Genomic DNA, 17934 nt, shown 5'->3' with positions numbered 1-17934 from the left:
GTTGGAGCGTTCGGTTCTGGATTGGCAGCGTTAGGGGCGTTGCCGGGGTTGATGGCCGTGAGGCTCATTACGTCCCGCAAGGCAGGCAGGTACAGGTATTCGAATCCATCCATTCGGAGGTTCGCGCATGAGCCGTCCATTCGACGTGCCCGGTCTGGAAGACTACGATCTGGTCACCCTCGGCGCCGCGCTCGGCGTCTGCGAAGTCGACCTTCTCACCCTGAGTCCAGCGCGCCCACGGGCCGCGATTTCCACCAAGACGCACGATGGCGTCACTTACCTCAGCGCGCACATCGACTTCGACGTGCGCGGATCGCTCACCGTTCCGGATGACGCCTGCATGCTGGTCTATCTGCATGAAGCGGGCGAGCGCAGCTGGTGCCAGGGCGTGAGCGTGGAATCGGACATGGCGGTTACCCTGCTCAGGGGCACGCCGACGGATTTCATGTTCGAGCGCGGCACGCGCTTCACCCTGGTGATCGCGCCCTATGCGAGGTTCCGGGCACGCTTCATGGCGTCGGACCACGCCGACGTCGACATGGCGGCACAGCGGCTTCGCCTGTTCTCGGTGCATTCGGAACACCTCAAGCGTGCCTATCGGCAGATTCGCGACCGCGTGAAAGAAGCCGACGAAGTGGCGTTCGGTCCGGTGGAGGACCTGCTCGACGAGCACATTCGCGTCGCGCTGGGCTCGTCGTCCGAAGAACGCCCGGTGGCCTCGCGTGGCCGTCGCGCGCACTACCAGGTGATGCGCCGCGCCGAGCGCTTCATGCGCGCCAACCTGCGCCGCGATATCTACTCGCAGGAACTCTGCCAAGCGGCCGGGGCAAGCGAGCGTGGGCTGCGTTACGCGTTCGACGACCTGCTGGGTATCCCGCCCAACCGCTACCTCGCCATGCTGCGCCTGTGCACGGCGCATCGCAGCCTGATCACCGCGGAAGCCGGTCGCCGTTCGGTCAAGTCGGTGGCGTTGAGTTGCGGCATGTGGGATCTCTCCCGTTTTGCTGAGAAATATCGGAGCGTTTTCGGCGAGCAACCGCGTGAAACGCTCACCCGCAGCGTGGCGGCGGAAGACCTCACGACCGCCGGTGAATACGACGGCTGGTGACGGAGGGGGCACGCGCCGCGTGCCGTACGACGCTCCGACGTGGTCCGCCGTGGTGATGACCCTGGCGGCCAGGGTCAACTTCGGGTTGCCTTTATGCGGGCATGGCGGTATTGGTAAGGCCGGTCCGATCCCAGCCCCCTCATGCCAAAGCGTCTCGATATAAGGCTCATTGCTCCCTCCGGATACGCGGCGGATCGCTCCGCCTGCCAACGCGGCATCGAGCGTCTGCAGGCGGCCGGGCACACCCTTTCCGGTATCGACGTGATCGATCGCGTGCATCTGCGTTTTGCCGGCAGGGATGAGGAGCGGGCGTCGGACATCAACGCGCTTGCCGATGCGTCCCAACCCTTGCCCGACGTGGTGATGGCGATCTGCGGAGGATACGGCGCCATTCCGCTACTTGATCGGCTGGACTACGACGGATTGGCGGCGCGGTTCGAGGGAGCGTCGTGCGATTTCGTCGGGCACGGCGATTTCACGGTGATCCAGTGCGCGCTTTACGCCAGGGCCGGCATCGGTTCGTTGCACGGTCCGATGCTGGTGCAGGACTTCGGCAGCAACTTCCTGCGCGAAAGTACCTGGCGGCATTTCTGGCAAACGCTGCAGGCGCCGTGCACCGAGATGGAGTGGACGTGTCTTGAGCCGCAGCACGACCTCCTGGTGGAAGGCACCCTGTGGGGCGGTAACCTCTCCGCTTTGTGCAGCCTGCTCGGCACGCCTTACCTGCCTCGCATCGACGGCGGCATTCTCTACATCGAGGAGACCGGCGAGCAAGCCTACAAGATCGAGCGCATGCTCTACGAATTGAAGCTCGGCGGCGCGCTCGAAGGCCAGCGTGCGCTGTTGCTGGGAGGCCTGGGTGGGCAACGGGTCAGCGAATACGACAACGATTACGATATCGAAAGCGCCCTCGAGCGATTCCGTCGTGTGTGCGACGTGCCGATGTTGCGAGGCCCTTTGTTCGGCCATGGCCCCGACAAGTGGACCTTGCCGTTCGGTGCACGCGGGGTACTCCAGGTGAAGAACGCCGCGAAAGAAAGACCGAAAGCCACGTTATCGGCATTCGCTCATCGGGCGGCGACAGCAGGCGACGACTCGCAGCAGGGAACCGCTTTCTAGGCCGATGTCGGCTCACGTCGCGCTGTTCATTTTCCAGCCAGCTACGAAGCGCAGTTCCCTGTAGCCTTGCGTCGCAGCCCTCTTCGCCCCGAAAAATCTCATGACAGATTCTCTTCACCTCCCGCACGACCGGGCGGCGATTCCGCTCGCCCCGTCGTTGGACCAGGCCCTTGTCGATGCGCACATGCCCACCCGGCTGCCGGTGGTGGACCGTCGTGTCGTTCGCCTCTGTCTGTGGGCGATCGGACTGGGACTTGCCGTCGGCGGCGTGGCGCGCCTGTTGACCCTGTTGATCGGCTTCGTTACCAACCTGGCTTTTTATGGACGACTCGGCACGAGCTTCGCCAGTCCGGCGGGTCATCATCTGGGACTGTGGGTGGTCCTGTTGCCGTCGTTGGGCGGCATCATCGTCGGCATCATGGCGCGCTGGGGATCGCGAGCCATCCGCGGCCACGGCATTCCCGAGGCGATGGAACAGGTACTGACCAACGAGAGCCGTATTCCGGCGCGCATGACCTGGCTCAAGCCACTGTCGTCGGCCATCGCCATCGGTACGGGCGGTCCGTTCGGCGCGGAGGGGCCCATCATCGCCACGGGTGGCGCGGTCGGCTCATTGCTCGGCCAGCGGCTGCCGGTGAGCGCGGACGAGCGCAAGACGCTGTTGGCGGCCGGCGCGGCGGCAGGCATGGCGGCCGTGTTCAGCGCGCCGGTATCGGCCGTGCTTCTCAGCATCGAGTTGCTGTTGTTCGAACGCCGTGCGCGTTCCCTGATTCCGGTGGCCCTGGCTGCCGCGGCGGGTACGGGCATGCGTTTCGCGCTTGAGGGCGCAGGGCCGGTGTTTCCGATGCCGGAACTGGCACCCGTGGCGCCGTTGGCTTTGCTGGTCTACGCATTGCTGGGCCTGGCCATGGGGATCGCCGGCGTGGGCGTTACGCGACTGACGTACGGTATCGAGGATGCGTTCGAGAAGCTGCCGATCCACTGGATGTGGTGGCCCGCGCTGGGCGGACTCGTGGTCGGTGCGGTGGGTTACGTGGCGCCGAAAACGCTGGGCGTGGGGTACGACAACATCACCGAGGTGATCTCCGGCCAACTCGGCTTGGCGGCCATGGCGTGGCTGGCGCTGGCCAAGTTGGTTTCGTGGTCGATCGCGCTGGGGAGCGGTACGTCGGGCGGTACGTTGGCTCCGTTGTTCACCATCGGCGGCGCGGCGGGCGGCGTCGCCGGCGCGTTGCTGGCGCACTGGTCGTGGTTGCATGTCGATCCGCGCATGGCTGCCCTGATCGGGATGGCGGCCCTGTTCGCCGGTGCGTCGCGCGCGCTGATGACATCGGCCGTGTTCGTCTTCGAAACCACGATGCAACCGCATGCGTTGCTGCCGTTGCTCGCCGCGTGCGCCACGGCGTATCTGGTGTCGGGCCTGATGATGCGCCACACGATCATGACCGAGAAGATCGCCCGGCGCGGCGTGCACGTGCCGACGGATTTCGTGGCGGATTCGACGGGTGGGCGAGCCCCGGTGTTGTAGGTTTGGATGTGACGTCGTCGTTCGCTTGGCAAACGTACGTCTCGACTCGACACAAAAGAAAACCCGGCGCCGTGAGGCGCCGGGTTCTTCGTCATGACGGTACGATTACATGCCCGACGTGGACGACTTCGCCGGCTCGCTGCTGCTGCCCGACGAGCTCTTCTTGGCCTTGTGATGGGCCTTCTTGTGCGTGGAGGTCATCGAACCGTTTTCGTTGCCCATCTTCGAGTCGCTGGTGTGGGTCTGCGAGCCGGCCGTGGAGGCAGGGGTCGGAGTGGCGTTCTGCGAGGCGTCCTGCGCGAACGCGGCGCCACTGAGGACGGTGCAACCGGCCAGCATCGCGAGGATCAGTTTCGTGTTACGCATGGCGAAGATCTCCTTGGAGCGAAGCGCCTGGGGTTCGTGGCGATGCTCGGCGCATTGGCATCGCGTTACCGGAAAATCCGGGAGGGGGTTTCGGGTGCTGACGCTATCGCTTTTCGCATGAACCGAATACTCATGCGGTTCCCGTTTCGCATTCTCCGTTCAGGAGAAATTCGCCTGCCCGGTGCCGCGCAACGATCATTTAATGGAAATCGCGAGAAACCGAGGCCAGGGCCGGAAGCAGATCGCTGAAGTCCAGCAGGCGAACGGCGACCAGATGGTTCACGCCGTCGACCGATTGCCAGCGGCCATCCACGGCCAACAGCACCGCATCCAGCAAGGCGTGACGGCATGCTTCGGCCACCTTCGGGCGCACCACCACGTTGACGTGGCCGGTTTCGTCCTCCAGCGTGACGAAGGTGATGCCGCTGGCCGTCTGCGGTCGCTGGCGTACCGTGACCAGTCCCGCGTGCCGCACCCAGGTCCCGTCGCGCAAGCCACCGAGATCGATCGCTGTCTTGACGCGTCGCGATAGCAAGTTCTTGCGAATGAGCGAGAGCGGATGCGCGGTCAGGGAAAGGCCGTGCGTGGCATAGTCGGCCATCACGTCGTCGGCGAGACGGGGCGGCCGCAGGCTGGGGCGCCGCTCATCCACCGTGCCGAACAAGGGCAGGGTGCGCTCGATGCCGGAGCTTTCCCATCGGGCCCGGTGGCGGTGGCCGCTGAGCGCGCGCAAGGCACCGGCATCGGCGAGACGCTCGCGCTCGAAGCGATTCATGTCGGCCCGCGCGGCGAGGTCCGCGAGGTCGCGCAAGGGCGCCCGCTCGCGCGCGGCGACGATGCGCGAGGCCAGCTTTTCCGACAGGCCGGACACCAGGCGAAGGCCGAGGCGCAAGGCATGGCGTCCGTTCGCGGCCGGTTCCAGCGTGCAATCCCAATGGCTGGCCAGGACGTCCGGCGGTCGCACCTCGCCGCCGTGCCGGCGCAGGTCGGCCACCAGTTGCGCGGGCGCGTAGAAGCCCATCGGCTGGCTGTTGAGCAGGGCGCAGGTGAACACTTCAGGATGATGGCACTTGAGCCAGGCGGAAGCGTAGGCGATGAGTGCAAAGCCGGCGGCGTGGGATTCGGGGAAGCCGTAGCTGCCGAAGCCTTTGATCTGTTCGATGATTCGCTCGATGAAATCCGGGGAATAGTTGTTGCGTGCCATGTTCGTCCGAATCTTGGCATCGAACTTTTCCAGGCCGCCGCGACGTTTCCATGCCGCCATCGAGCGACGAAGGTCATCGGACTCGTCAGGCGTGAAGTCGGCCACCACCTGCAGCAGATGCATGACCTGCTCCTGGAAAATCGGCACGCCCAACGTTCGCTCCAACACGTCCTTGACGCCCCTCTCATAGACGATGTCTTCCTGGTTCATGCGACGGCGTTCGAGGTACGGATGCACCATGCCGCCCTGGATGGGTCCGGGGCGGACGATCGCTACCTGAACCACGAGGTCATAGTATTTTTCCGGCTTCAATCGGGGAAGCATCGACATCTGCGCGCGCGATTCGATCTGGAAAACGCCGACGGTGTCGGCCTTCTGGATCATCGCGTAGGTTGCCCCGTCATCGTGTTCGATATCGGCGATACCGCGGTAGTCTTTTCCGTCGTGCTTTCGCAACAGATCGAAAGCCTTGCGCATGCACGTGAGCATGCCCAAGGCGAGGCAATCGACCTTCAGGAGCTTCATGGTTTCGAGGTCGTCCTTGTCCCATTGAATGACCGTGCGGTCGTCCATGGAGGCGTTCTCCACGGGTACGAGGTGATGCAGGGGCGTGTCGGAGATGACGAATCCGCCCACGTGCTGGGAAAGGTGGCGTGGCATGCCTTGCAGCTCGCATACCATCCACTTGAGCAGCCGCATGGTCGGATTCGAAGGATCGAAACCGCGCTCGGTCAGCCGCTGGTCGATCGAGACGTCGCCATGGGCGTACGAATAGGCGCGGCTGAGCTGGTCGAGCTGGTCTTCGGACAGACCCAGCGCGCGGCCTACGTCGCGCGATGCGCTCTTCGGGCGATAGCTGATGACGGTCGCCGCCAGGGCCGCGCGGTCGCGTCCGTATTTTGCGAATACGTATTGAAGGACCTCCTCCCGGCGCTCGTGCTCGAAATCGACGTCGATGTCCGGTGGTTCGTCGCGTTGGGCGGAGATGAAACGCTCGAACAGGGTGGAGACCTGTTCCGGGTTCGCCTCGGTGATGCCCAGGCAAAAGCAGACGATGGAGTTGGCCGCCGAGCCACGTCCCTGGCAGAGGATGTTCTTGTGCCGGGCGAAGCGAACGATGTCTTCGACGGTGAGGAAAAAGGCTTCGTAGTCTTTTCGCGCGATGAGGGTCAGCTCCTTCTCGATGCGTTCGACGTAGCCGGCCCGCTTGACGGGATCCGGCCAGCGTCGTTCTGCGCCTTCGTAGGTGAGGCGCCGCAAGTGCTCGGCCTGGGTCAATCCGTCCGGAACGAGTTCGCGAGGGTAGACGTAGTTGATCTTCCGGATGTCGAAGCCGGTGCAGCGGTCGGCGACGACGAGCGTTTCCTCGAGCAGGTCGCGCGGGTAGATGTTGGCGAGTGCGTTGCGTGTGCGAAGGTGCCTTTCCCCATTGGGAAACAGGGCATGCCCGGCGTCGGCCACCGTGGTATTGAGCCGGATGGCGGTCATGACGTCCTGCAGGCAGCGGCGATACCGCGCATGCATGTGCACGTCGCCGGCGGCGACGCACGGTAATCCGTGGCGTTCGCCGAGTTCGCGCAACGCGATGCGCTCGGCCTTGTCGTGTTGCCCCCTGTGCAGTTCGACGGCCAGCCACGACCTCCCGGAGAAATGGGTCGCGATCCAGGTGGCCCGATCTTCGTGCACGGATGCCTTGGTGGCCATGTAAGGCCCGGGAGCCCAGAGCAGGCACAGGCCATCGGCCAGCGAGGCGACATCGTCGCGGCAAAGGGCGTAGCCGCCTTTCGGCGCGCGGCGGCGGCCCAGCGTGATGAGTCGGCAGAGTTCGGCATAGCCTTGCTGGTTTTCCACCAGCAGCACGATCACCGTGCCGTCGTCGAGGCGGAATTCACTGCCGACGATCAACGGAATACCCGTGTCCCGGGAAGCTTCCAGGCCACGCACGATGCCGGAGAGGGAGCATTCGTCGGTGATGGCCAGGGCGCTGTAGCCGAGTTCCTGCGCGCGAGTGAAAAGCTCGCGTGCGCTGGATGCCCCTCGCTGGAAGCTGAAGTCGCTGAGTACGTGCAGTTCCGCGTACGCCGGCAGGGCGGCGTCGGCGTCATTGGCCGCATCGCGCGGGAACGTGATGTTCATCGGGCTTGCCATGCAGGGGCGATCGCCGCTGAAGCGGCGTCTGCCAGGCAGGGCATGGCATCGGTCGGCAACCTCATGGGATCACCGTCAGGCGAACCAGCCGTGCAGCATCCAGCTTTGGGCCTCGGGCGACCGATAGGCCCAGGCGCGTTGTCCTTGCGGGGTGCGCACGATGTAGTAATCGCGGCGTATGTCGTCCTCGTCCCACCAGCCGCTCTCGATGCGCTCCGGACCGCTCAGCAGCACGGCGGGCTCATGGCGCAGCGGTTCCGGGCGGCGCAGGAGCCATAACGGCCGTCGCTGGGGTGGTGGCGGGACCTTGGCCGTCGGCGTGCCATAGCGTGAGGCGCGCTCCGGCCGATGGTCCGCCACCAGCTCGATCTGCTTCAGCGCCGCATCGCCGAGGCGGGCGCGCAGGCGTTCGTCGAGCGTGGTCCAGTCGAGTCCGTCGCCCTTGATGGGTTCGAACAGGTCGCGCATCGGTGGGCGAAACGCGGGCAACTCGTCGGCATGCAACTCGAGCGATCGGGCCGGTTCAGGCAAGGTGGTTCGTTCGAGTCGCGTGCGGGCCAGTTCGAAAAGGCGTTCGGCTTCGCGCTGGGGCGCGGCCATGGCGACGACGATGCGCGTGCTTTCCCCGCGCGCATGTTCCAGCGTGAGCGTGAATCGCTGCACGCCACCGTCGCGCGCGGCGAGCTGGTTCGCCAGCGAGCGCGTCAGGCGACGCAGGGGAAACAGCAAGGGCTGGCTACCGTCGAGCTCGCCGTCGAATTCGATCGTTTGCCGGAAGCTGGCCGGTGGCTGCCAGGCGGGCAACGCCGTGGGCGCTTCACCGCGAAGGCGGTCGAGCCAGCCGACACCTTGCCTGCCGATGCGTCGGGTCAGCTCGGGGCGCGGCAGATGGAAGACTTCTTCCAGCCGGCGAAATCCCATCGCCTGCAGCGACGTCACCGTGCTTGCGGGCAAGCCGCTCCGTGCGAGCGGCAAGGCACCGAGCATGCGTCGCACGCCATCGACGTCCGGCAAGGCCATGCCGTCCGCGCTGGCGGCGAATACCCATGACGCCGCCGGAAAGGGCGTGGCGGCGATCGTATGCGCATGACCCTGTTCGGACAGCCCGTCTTTCAGCTGGGCGACGAGCTTGGGCCAGCCGTCGAACAGGCGCAGGCTCGCGCCGACCTCCATGAGGATGGCCTGGGACGGCACGAGACTGACATGGCCGCTGAACTGGTAACACCAGGCGGCCAATTCGGCCAGCAGACCGGCTTCGGCGTCACGATCGCGCGGTCGCACCGCAAGCGCGGGACATAGGGCCCGCGCCGCGGCCAGGCTTTGGCCGCGCCGTACCCCTTGCGCCGCAGCCTCGGCATTGGGCAGGGCGATCAGGCGCTGGCGAGCCTGCTGATCGAGCAGGGCAGAGGGGCCTGCCTCCGGTGCCGCGGCGAAGGCGGCGGAGAACGCCAGGCCGGGGAAGCGGAGGCAGGCCCAAAACATGACTGCGTTACGGAAAGTGGCCGTGAGAGGCGCCCGGCATGACGACGGATGAGGGACGTCGCCATGCCGAACGAACCTCAGGCCCGCATGCGCAGCAGCGGAGCGGTGGTGGTCAGCAAGCCTCGCGACTTGAGCACGTCGACGTAGGTGGCTTCGTCGCTGTTGCTGACCTTGATGCGCAGTGCCGCCGGGCTGTTCTGGGCGGCATAGGACGCATCACGGAAAATGAGGGCGCAGGCGTCGCCGCTTTCGGCGGCCAGTTGCAGGCGGCGCAGGCTGCGGTAGTCGATGTCGGCGGGAAGCCAACCCACCACGGCGCCGCAGCAGCCCGAACGCAGGCATTGCTCCATGCTCCATGCGGCCTCGCTGGCACCGGCCTGGATCTCGTGCAGGAAGCGCAGGTCGACGCCGGCGGCCGCCAGGGCGGGTGCGTAGGGCAGGTGCGGTGGCGCGATGAAGATCACGCGACGGTGTTCCTGCGTCAGCGAGGCGAGGGCGGGCATCACCAAATCGAGTTCACCCAGGCCCTGGTGTTCGAAGAGGATTTCGCTCAATGCGCCCTGGGGCCAGCCACCGCCCGGCAGCTTTGCGTCGAGCGACGTCCAGCCGGTGGGCAACGCACGTACGCGCGGCTGGCGATCGGCGGAGCGGCGCCAGATACCGGGATGGTCGAGCACCTGGGCGAGCGACGGGGTGGCGATGGCGTTCATGGGTTAGGCCCTGCGGATGATGCCGACGTAACGCCCTTCGATGGCGAATTCATGGCGGCGTGGGTCGACCTCGATGGGATCGAAGTCGGGGTTTTCGGGAAGCAGCAAGAGACGATCGCGCTCGTGCTTGAGGCGCTTGACCGTGACCTCGTCGTCGAGGCGTGCCACGACGATCTGGCCGTCGTTGGCGGTCTGGGTGCGGTGCACGGCGAGGAGGTCGCCGTCGAGGATGCCCGCATCGCGCATGCTCAGACCGACCACGCGCAACAGGTAATCGGCACGGGGGCGGAAGAGGGCCGGATCGACCTCCAGCTGGGACTCGATGTTTTCCTCGGCGAGGATGGGCGAACCCGCGGCCACGCGTCCGATGAGCGGCAATTCGACGGCCATCGCTCCGCGCAGCGCCGCGGCTTGGCCGCCGGGCAGGCGAAGGCCGCGGTGCTGGGGCGAACGTTCGAGCACGCCCTTGCGAACCAGGGACTCCACGCAGGCCTGCGCCGAACTGTGGCTGGGAAAGCCCAGTGCGTCGGCGATCTCGCGCAGGGTGGGCGGCAAACCCTGGGCCTGCAGATAGTCTCGCAGGAAGGTCAGGGTGCGCTGCTGGCGCTCGGTGAGGGAAGGTGTCGGCATGCGTACATTTGTACACATCCCCGTACGTGGATGCAAGAGGAAAGCTTCTTGTCGAGGAACGTGCATTTGAATTGCACGTTAATGCACGATTGAGTACATTGATGCTCAATCCTTGACGACGGCCGTTCGATGAATCCTGTACGCGCGACCCGCCTGATCTTTCTCCTTTCCGGCATCGGCATGGCCAGTTGGGCACCCATGGTTCCATACGCGAAGGCTCGCCTGGGCCTGGACGACGGCACGCTCGGCATGGTGCTGCTGTGCATGGGATGCGGCGCGGCGGCGGCGATGCCGCTGGCGGGTTTCCTCACGCATCGTTTCGGCAATCGCGACGTGATCGGCGTGGCGGGGTTGCTCGTTTGCGTCGCGCTGCCGCTGCTCACCGTGGCCCCCAGCGCAACGTGGCTAGGCGGAGCGCTGCTGTTTTTCGGCGCTTCGCTCGGCCTGGTCGACGTGGCCATGAACGCGCATGCGGTCGACGTGGAAAAGAGGCAGGGGAGGCCGATGATGTCCGGCTTCCACGGCCTCTTCAGCGTGGGTGGTCTCGTGGGGTCCGCGGGCATGGCCGCTCTGCTGAAGGCAGGCGCCCCCCTGACCGGCAGTGCCATCGCCGTGTCGTTCGCCCTGCTGGTGATCGTGCTGACCCAGTGGCGGCATTTCATCGTGCGCCACGAGGATGCGCATACGGACGCCCGCGCCCCGTTCCGGATGCCGGGCGGCGCTGTTTTCCTGCTGGGCTTTCTCTGCCTCGTGGTTTTCCTGGCCGAAGGGTCGATGCTGGACTGGAGCGCGGTGTTCCTGCGTTTCTCGTGCGGCTTCGACGCGTCGTCGGCGGGATTGGGCTACGCCGCGTTTTCCGTGGCCATGGCGGTGTGCCGCCTGCTGGGCGATCGCATCACCTCGCACGTGGGGCCCGTGGCCATCGTGAGGGGCGGCAGTCTCGTCGCGGCCGCCGGTTTCCTCGTCGCCACGTCGATTCCGTGGGGTCCGACGGCGCTCTTCGGCTTCGTGCTCGTGGGCATCGGCGCGTCGAACATCGTGCCGGTATTGTTCAGTGCGGCGGGCCGGATGGGTGGCGCCTCGCCGGGCGTGGGCATCGCCATCGTCACGGCGCTGGGTTACGCGGGCATGCTTGCCGGGCCGGCCGGCATCGGTTTCGTCGCCCATCTGAGTACCCTGTCCATCGCGTTGACCGGCGTCGCCGGCCTGCTGGTGGTCGTTTCCCTTTGCGCGTCCATCGCGCGCCGTTGATCGGAGAATTCTCAATGCATACCAGACGCGAAGTGGTGATCTTCGATTTCGGCGGCGTACTCGTCGACTGGAACCCCCGTTATCTCTACCGCAAGCTGTTCGGCGACGACGAGGCCGGCATGGAACGTTTCCTCGCCGAGGTGACCACCAACGAGTGGAACCTCCAGCAGGACGCGGGGCGCCCGTGGACCGAAGCCGTGCGCCTGCTCACGGCGGAGTATCCGCAGCACGCCGAACTGATCGAGGCCTATCACCAGCGTTGGCCGGAAACCCTCAAGGGCCCCATCGACGACAGCATCGTGATCCTGCACGACCTGAAACAGGCGGGGCATCCGCTGTACGGCCTCACCAACTGGTCGCACGAGACCTTTCCCTTCGCCCGCGAACGCTACGACTTCTTCGGATGGTTCGACGGCATCGTGGTCTCGGGGGAGGAGGGCACGATCAAGCCCGATCCGAAGCTCTACGAGACGTTGCTGGAGCGCTACGACATCGATCCGGCGACCGCGATCTTCATCGACGACAACAAGCTCAACGTGGAAGCCGCGGAAAAGCTCGGCATCCATGGCGTGCACTTCCATTCGCCGGCGCAGCTGCGGGCGGAACTGGTCGCGCTGGGTTTCCTGAAGGCATGAACGCGACCGACGTCACCCTGCCGCGCGAGCGGCAGCAGTGGATCCTCGAACGACTGCGGCGCGATGGCCGGGTGGTGGCCGCGGATCTCGCGCAAGCGTTCCGGGTGTCGGAGGATTCCATCCGCCGCGACCTGCGCGATCTCGCCTCCCAGGGCTTGTGCCGGCGCGTCTACGGCGGCGCCTTGCTGGCGCAGCCCGTCGCTCCGCTCGGCGAGCGTCATCACGAACGCGTCGAGCTCAAGCGCTCGCTTGCCCGCGCCGCGGCCTCGCTGGTCGGGGAGAGGCAAATCCTTTTCATCGACGCGGGGTCGACCAACACCGCGTTGGCGCACGCGCTGCCCGAGCGACGCGACCTCACGGTGGTGACCAATGCCCCCGACGTCGCCATGGCGGTGCTGGGCCGTCCGGGTTTCGAGGTGATGCTGCTGGGCGGGCGGATCGATCCGCGCATCGGCGGGGCCATCGGCTCGCGCACGGTCCGGCAGGCGCAGGACATTCGCGCCGACCTGTGTTTTCCCGGGGTATGCGCGCTCGACCCCGTCAGCGGCCTGTGGACCTTCGACGAGGAGGAGACGGTGTTCAAGCAGGCGATCGTCGAAGCGAGCGGCGAGACGGTGGCGATCGCCACGCCGGACAAGCTGGTGGCATCGGCGACGCATCATACGGTGCCGATCACGGCGATTACGCACCTGGTCGTCGCGGAAGACGCGGATGAAGCGGTGGTGGAGCGATATCGCGAGGCCGGCGTGACCGTACACCGATGAGCCGCGCTTCGAACCCATCGCGGACAGGGTCCGCTCCCACGCTTCGGTAGAGACCTTACTACCGAAGGGTGGGAGCGGACCCTGTCCGCGATAATCCGATCGCGATCAGGCCGCCTGTTTCTTCTTCGCCAGACGCAACCAGGTATCCACCACGGTATCCGGGTTGAGCGACACCGATTCGATGCCCTGTTCCATGAGCCACTCGGCGAGGTCCGGGTGGTCGGACGGGCCCTGGCCGCAGATGCCCACGTACTTGCCCTTTTCGCGTGCCGTCTTGATGGCGAGGGCGAGCAGCTTCTTCACCGCCGGGTCGCGTTCGTCGAACAGGTTGGCGACGATGCTCGAATCGCGGTCGAGACCGAGGGTGAGCTGGGTGAGGTCGTTCGAGCCGATCGAGAAACCGTCGAAGATGTCGAGGAATTCGTCGGCCAGCAGCGCGTTGGACGGCACCTCGCACATCATGATGACCTTGAGGTCGTGCTCGCCCTGGACGAGGCCGTTCTTGCGCAGCACCTCGATCACCTTGCGGCCTTCGTCGAGCGTGCGCACGAAGGGAATCATCACCCACACGTTGCCCAGGCCCATCGTCTCGCGCACGTGCTTGACCGCCTTGCATTCCAGCGCGAACGACTCGGCGAAATCGGCCGAGACGTAACGGCTGGCACCGCGGTAGCCGATCATCGGGTTCTCTTCGTGCGGTTCGTAACGCGAACCGCCGAGCAGGCCGGCATATTCGTTCGACTTGAAGTCGGACAGGCGCACGATCACCGGCTTGGGGTACACCGACGCGGCGATGGTGGCGATGCCTTCGGCCAGGCGGTCGACGTAGAACGACACCGGATCCTTGTAGCCGGCGATACGCGCGTCGATACGCGCCTTGGTCTCGGCATCCTGCTTGCCGTATTCGAGCAAGGCTTTGGGATGCACGCCGATATGGCTGGCGATGATCATTTCCAGGCGGGCCAGGCCGATGCCGGCGTTCGGCAGCATGCCGAAGTCGAAGGCGCGCTCGGGGTTGGCCACGTTCATCATGATCTTCAGCGGCGCCTCGGGCATCGCGCCGAGGTCGGCGGTGATGCGGTCGAACTTGAGGATGCCCTCGTAGATCGTGCCGGTGTCGCCCTCGGCGCACGATACGGTGACGTCGGCGCCGTCGGGGATGGTGTCCAGCGCGTTGCCGCAGCCCACCACGGCCGGCACGCCCAGTTCGCGCGCGATGATCGCCGCATGGCAGGTGCGGCCGCCGCGGTTGGTGACGATGGCGGCGGCGCGCTTCATCACCGGCTCCCAGTCGGGGTCGGTCATGTCGGCGACGAGCACGTCACCCGGCTGCACCTTGTTCATGTCGGCCAGCGAGCGGATGACGCGGGCCTTGCCCGAACCGATCTTCTGGCCGATGGCGCGGCCCTCGGTGAGCACCTTGCCCTTCTCGTTGAGTTGGAAGCGTTCGAGCGTGGTGGCATGCGAACGCGACTTCACCGTCTCGGGACGGGCCTGCACGATGTAGAGCTTGCCGGTGTTGCCGTCCTTCGCCCACTCGATGTCCATCGGGCGGCCGTAGTGCTTCTCGATGACCAGCGCCTGGCGGGACAGTTCTTCCACGTCGGCGTCGTCGATGCAGAAGCGGTGGCGATCCTGGACCGGGGTCTCCTCGATGCGCACGCGCTCGCCAGGCTGGCTGGAATAGACCATGCGCTGCTGCTTGGCACCGAGGCTGCGACGCAGCACGGCCGGCTTGCCTTCCCTGAGGGTGGGCTTGAACACGTAGAACTCGTCGGGATTCACGGCGCCCTGGACCACCATCTCGCCCAGGCCGTAAGAGCCGGTGACGAAGACCACGTCGCGGAAACCCGACTCGGTGTCGAGGGTGAACAGCACGCCGGAGGCGCCCACGTCGGAGCGCACCATCAGCTGCACGCCGGCAGAGAGGAAGACGTCCTCGTGCTTGAAGCCCTGGTGCACGCGATAGGCGATGGCGCGGTCGTTGTAGAGCGAGGCGAAGACTTCCTTCACCTTGTGCAGCACGTCGTCGATGCCCACGACGTTGAGGAAGGTTTCCTGCTGGCCGGCGAAGGACGCGTCGGGAAGGTCTTCGGCGGTGGCGGAGGAGCGCACGGCCACGGCGATGTCCGTGGCGCCGGCGTCCTTGCAGAGCTTGGCGTAGGCGTCGCGGATGGCCTGCTCGAGGTCGGCGGGCAGGGCGGTATCGACGATCCAGCCGCGGATCTCCTTGCCGCCGCGGGTCAGCTCGTCGACGTCGTCGACGTCGAGCGTGGCCAGGCGCTCCTGGATGCGCTTGGCAAGGCCGCTCTTCTCGAGATAAGTCTGGAAGGCGTCGGCCGTGGTGGCGAAGCCACCGGGAACCGAGACGCCCAGTTTCGCCAGGTTGCCGATCATCTCGCCAAGGGAGGCGTTCTTGCCGCCCACCTTGCCCAGGTCGGTCATGCGTAGCGCGTCGAGCCAAAGTACCAGGTCGCTCAAAGGAAGATCCTCACATCGGTTGGGCGGCGGGCCGCGCTGGAAAAATCGGCGCATTGTCGTAGTGGTATTGCCACCATACAAGGCGCAATGCACAAACGGCCCGCTTATTCTGCGGGGTAGTTGGTTAGGACGGCGTATTGGTCTTAAGGTGGGAGTCATCTGGGTCCTACCTTTTCCCAAGGAATCGTTTTCATGCGGCGAACCGTGTTCTTCATTTCCGACTCCACCGGGATCACCGCCGAGACGATCGGCAACAGCATGCTGGCCCAATTCGACGGGGTGCAGTTCGACACCCACCGCCTTCCCTTCATCGACAACCCGGCCAAGGCCGAGGCCGCCTGCCTGCGCATCAAGACCAAGTACGCCCAGGACGGCCAGCGTCCCATCGTGGTGAACACCATGACCTCCCGGGCCCTTTGCGACATCGTGGCCGGCAGCGGGGCCCTGATGCTCGACGTGTTCGCGCCCTTCATCGAGCCGCTGGAAATCGAACTCGGCGCCAAGCAGTCCGGCGCGGTCAACCGCTCCCATGGTCTGGTCAATGCCGAGCGGTACGAGGCCCGCATCGAGGCCACCAACTATGCCCTCGCGCACGACGACGGGCTGGACGTGGACTACAACCAGTCCGACGTCGTGCTGGTGGGCGTGTCCCGGTCGGGCAAGACCCCCACCTGCCTGTACATGGCCTTGCATTACGGCGTGTGCGCCGCCAATTACCCGCTCACGGACGACGATCTCGACAAGCTCGAACTGCCGTCGCGGCTGAAGCCCTACCGTAGCCGGCTGTTCGGACTCACCATCGACCCCATCCGCCTGGCCCAGATCCGCGAGCAGCGTCGTCCCGGAAGCCGCTATGCCACGCTGAAGCAGTGCCGCTGGGAGCTGGAGCAGGCCGACCGCCTGATGCGACGGGAGAACATCCCGGTGTTGAATACGACCCATACCTCGATCGAGGAGATCTCGAGCAAGATCTTCGAATACCTCGGCATCGAGAGACACATGTACTGATTGAGCCAGGAGACCGATACCGCGCCATGACCTCCGTCATCGAACGCCCCATCGCGTTGATTCCGGGACGCTTCGAGTTCCTGATGGGACTCTACTCGGAGAATTACCACCGGCTGGCGCGGCTGTTCGCGCCCCAGCGGCTGGCGCCCGGACGTTACGTGTCCGACGTGGACGACGGTCTCAAGGTGCAGCTCGACATCCAGGAAAAGCATCCCTACACCCTGGAGCTGGAGCTCACCTACGACTTCGTCGACGAGACCACCGGCCAGCCGTCGCCGTCGGCGCAATTGCGCATGTATACCGACGCCCACGTGGCCGAGGCCATGCACTGCCATCCCGGCCGCAAGCTATGGCAGGTGCTCGGGCCGTTTCCGCCCGCCGATACGGTGTTCCAGCACCGCCTGCGCATGAACGGATTCCTCAGCCGCTGGCTGGAGTATCTGGCGGAGCAGGGGCATTCGATCGGGACGCTGGAGCGCGTCGAATAAGGGCAGCTTGCGCTCCGTAGGATCGCGGACAGGGTCCGCTCCCACCCTTCGGTAGCGACGTTTCTACCGAAGGGTTGGGAGCGGACCTTGTCCGCGGATGGGGTTGCGATACCTTGGCCATGCGCAAAAAAAATCCGCCTCGAGGGCGGATTTTTCTTTGAAAGGAAAAGCAATGGCGGAGCGGACGGGACTCGAACCCGCGACCTCCGGCGTGACAGGCCAGCATTCTAACCGACTGAACTACCGCTCCGAACTGCTTTTCAAGTTGGCGTCCCCACGGGGATTCGAACCCCGGTCGCTACCGTGAAAGGGTAATGTCCTAGGCCTCTAGACGATGGGGACGTACTTGAAACTTGAAACATGGTGGAGCCAGCCGGGATCGAACCGGCGACCTCCTGCATGCCATGCAGGCGCTCTCCCAGCTGAGCTATGGCCCCGCATACCGGGAAAAAAAATCCGCCCATCAGGCGGATTCTTGAAAGTAATGGCGGAGCGGACGGGACTCGAACCCGCGACCTCCGGCGTGACAGGCCAGCATTCTAACCGACTGAACTACCGCTCCGAATTACTTCTCAAACCTTCCAACCACTAACCAACTTCAGTACTCTCACTCCTTAGCGGACTAAGGAAGTGGCGTCCCCACGGGGATTCGAACCCCGGTCGCCACCGTGAAAGGGTGATGTCCTAGGCCTCTAGACGATGGGGACGTACTAGAAGTTGGTGGAGCCAGCCGGGATCGAACCGGCGACCTCCTGCATGCCATGCAGGCGCTCTCCCAGCTGAGCTATGGCCCCCTGCTGGAAGCCGCAAAGATTACGGCCGAATGCCGAACCCGTCAAGCGTTCGTTACATTTTTTTCAACGTCGATGTCGGGCATGTCGGGAATGTCCATGAGTGGTGCGCACTTGGATGAAGGACCGCTCGGGTGGTCCCGGTGGGAGGATTCGTCGGCAATGCGGCAGCGCCGCTTCGTAAGTTGTCGCCGACAAAGTCGGCTCCCACGCCAGCCCAC

14 protein-coding genes and 6 tRNA genes are annotated in these 17934 nt (G+C 65.4%); 8 read left to right on the top strand and 12 right to left on the bottom strand.

Going from position 1 to position 17934, the window contains the following annotated elements; translation table 11 throughout:
* The first annotated feature begins 127 nt into the window (after window positions 1–127).
* The 3 genes from L2Y94_RS12950 (at window position 128) to L2Y94_RS12940 (ending at window position 3755) form a co-directional block, all read left to right on the top strand.
* On the top strand, window positions 128–1108 hold the full coding sequence (locus L2Y94_RS12950; protein ID WP_247367118.1) for a helix-turn-helix domain-containing protein: 981 nt from the start codon (window positions 128–130) through the stop codon (window positions 1106–1108).
* Between the two features lie 141 nt (window positions 1109–1249).
* Complete coding sequence (locus L2Y94_RS12945; RefSeq protein ID WP_247367115.1) at window positions 1250–2227, top strand: LD-carboxypeptidase; 978 nt, start codon at window positions 1250–1252, stop codon at window positions 2225–2227.
* A gap of 100 nt (window positions 2228–2327) precedes the next feature.
* The gene (locus tag L2Y94_RS12940; RefSeq protein ID WP_345779993.1) at window positions 2328–3755 is read left to right on the top strand and encodes a chloride channel protein; all 1428 of its coding nucleotides are present in this window, start codon (window positions 2328–2330) and stop codon (window positions 3753–3755) included.
* Between the two features lie 105 nt (window positions 3756–3860).
* Here the strand turns inward: L2Y94_RS12940 and L2Y94_RS12935 are convergent, their stop codons facing one another.
* The 5 genes from L2Y94_RS12935 to lexA form a co-directional block, all read right to left on the bottom strand.
* Window positions 3861–4121 carry a hypothetical protein gene (locus L2Y94_RS12935; RefSeq protein ID WP_247367114.1) on the bottom strand — a complete coding sequence of 87 codons (261 nt, stop codon included), beginning with the start codon at window positions 4119–4121 and terminating at the stop codon, window positions 3861–3863.
* A 199-nt stretch (window positions 4122–4320) separates the two neighbouring features.
* Window positions 4321–7473: an error-prone DNA polymerase gene (locus tag L2Y94_RS12930; RefSeq protein ID WP_425602403.1), complete on the bottom strand. Its 3153-nt coding sequence runs from the start codon at window positions 7471–7473 to the stop codon at window positions 4321–4323.
* A gap of 75 nt (window positions 7474–7548) precedes the next feature.
* Window positions 7549–8955 carry a Y-family DNA polymerase gene (locus L2Y94_RS12925; RefSeq protein WP_247367106.1) on the bottom strand — a complete coding sequence of 469 codons (1407 nt, stop codon included), beginning with the start codon at window positions 8953–8955 and terminating at the stop codon, window positions 7549–7551.
* A 77-nt stretch (window positions 8956–9032) separates the two neighbouring features.
* Window positions 9033–9665, bottom strand: coding sequence for a translesion DNA synthesis-associated protein ImuA (gene imuA / locus L2Y94_RS12920; protein WP_144909107.1), 633 nt, complete (start codon window positions 9663–9665; stop codon window positions 9033–9035).
* Window positions 9666–9668: 3 nt separating this feature from the next.
* Window positions 9669–10295 (bottom strand): transcriptional repressor LexA, encoded by a 627-nt coding sequence (gene lexA, locus L2Y94_RS12915; protein ID WP_247367103.1) that lies wholly within the window; start codon window positions 10293–10295, stop codon window positions 9669–9671.
* Between the two features lie 129 nt (window positions 10296–10424).
* Between lexA and L2Y94_RS12910 the strand changes: the two genes are divergently transcribed.
* From L2Y94_RS12910 to L2Y94_RS12900, 3 genes are read left to right on the top strand one after another with little or no spacing between them, the layout of a single operon-like run.
* Entirely contained in the window at window positions 10425–11546 is a 1122-nt protein-coding gene (locus tag L2Y94_RS12910; RefSeq protein ID WP_247367086.1) for an MFS transporter, read from the top strand.
* A gap of 14 nt (window positions 11547–11560) precedes the next feature.
* Window positions 11561–12181: an HAD family hydrolase gene (locus L2Y94_RS12905; RefSeq protein ID WP_247367083.1), complete on the top strand. Its 621-nt coding sequence runs from the start codon at window positions 11561–11563 to the stop codon at window positions 12179–12181.
* Window positions 12178–12945, top strand: coding sequence for a DeoR/GlpR family DNA-binding transcription regulator (locus L2Y94_RS12900; protein ID WP_247367082.1), 768 nt, complete (start codon window positions 12178–12180; stop codon window positions 12943–12945). Before L2Y94_RS12905 ends, L2Y94_RS12900 begins: the two co-directional genes overlap by 4 nt.
* 105 nt (window positions 12946–13050) lie before the next feature.
* Here the strand turns inward: L2Y94_RS12900 and ppsA are convergent, their stop codons facing one another.
* Window positions 13051–15390, bottom strand: coding sequence for a phosphoenolpyruvate synthase (gene ppsA / locus L2Y94_RS12895; RefSeq protein WP_425602465.1), 2340 nt, complete (start codon window positions 15388–15390; stop codon window positions 13051–13053).
* Window positions 15391–15618: 228 nt separating this feature from the next.
* On the opposite strand from ppsA, the gene ppsR reads away from it, so the two are divergent.
* Entirely contained in the window at window positions 15619–16434 is an 816-nt protein-coding gene (gene ppsR, locus L2Y94_RS12890) for a posphoenolpyruvate synthetase regulatory kinase/phosphorylase PpsR (protein ID WP_247367079.1), read from the top strand.
* A 26-nt stretch (window positions 16435–16460) separates the two neighbouring features.
* Complete coding sequence (locus tag L2Y94_RS12885; protein ID WP_247367078.1) at window positions 16461–16922, top strand: DUF1249 domain-containing protein; 462 nt, start codon at window positions 16461–16463, stop codon at window positions 16920–16922.
* Window positions 16923–17095: 173 nt separating this feature from the next.
* Here the strand turns inward: L2Y94_RS12885 and L2Y94_RS12880 are convergent.
* From L2Y94_RS12880 to L2Y94_RS12855, 6 genes are all read right to left on the bottom strand, one after another.
* A tRNA-Asp gene (locus tag L2Y94_RS12880) sits at window positions 17096–17172 on the bottom strand.
* Window positions 17173–17188: 16 nt separating this feature from the next.
* A tRNA-Glu gene (locus L2Y94_RS12875) sits at window positions 17189–17264 on the bottom strand.
* 19 nt (window positions 17265–17283) lie between these two features.
* Window positions 17284–17359 (bottom strand) — tRNA-Ala (locus tag L2Y94_RS12870).
* A 48-nt stretch (window positions 17360–17407) separates the two neighbouring features.
* A tRNA-Asp gene (locus tag L2Y94_RS12865) sits at window positions 17408–17484 on the bottom strand.
* Window positions 17485–17553: 69 nt separating this feature from the next.
* Window positions 17554–17629: transfer RNA gene (locus L2Y94_RS12860), tRNA-Glu, on the bottom strand.
* A gap of 11 nt (window positions 17630–17640) precedes the next feature.
* Window positions 17641–17716, bottom strand: a tRNA-Ala gene (locus L2Y94_RS12855).
* Between the last annotated feature and the right edge of the window lie 218 nt (window positions 17717–17934).

Source organism: Luteibacter aegosomatis, assembly GCF_023078455.1.
Taxonomy (GTDB): Bacteria; Pseudomonadota; Gammaproteobacteria; order Xanthomonadales; family Rhodanobacteraceae; genus Luteibacter; species Luteibacter aegosomatis.
The sequence above is the reverse complement of the archived record's forward strand: the minus strand, read 5'-3'. Positions and strand labels throughout refer to the sequence as shown.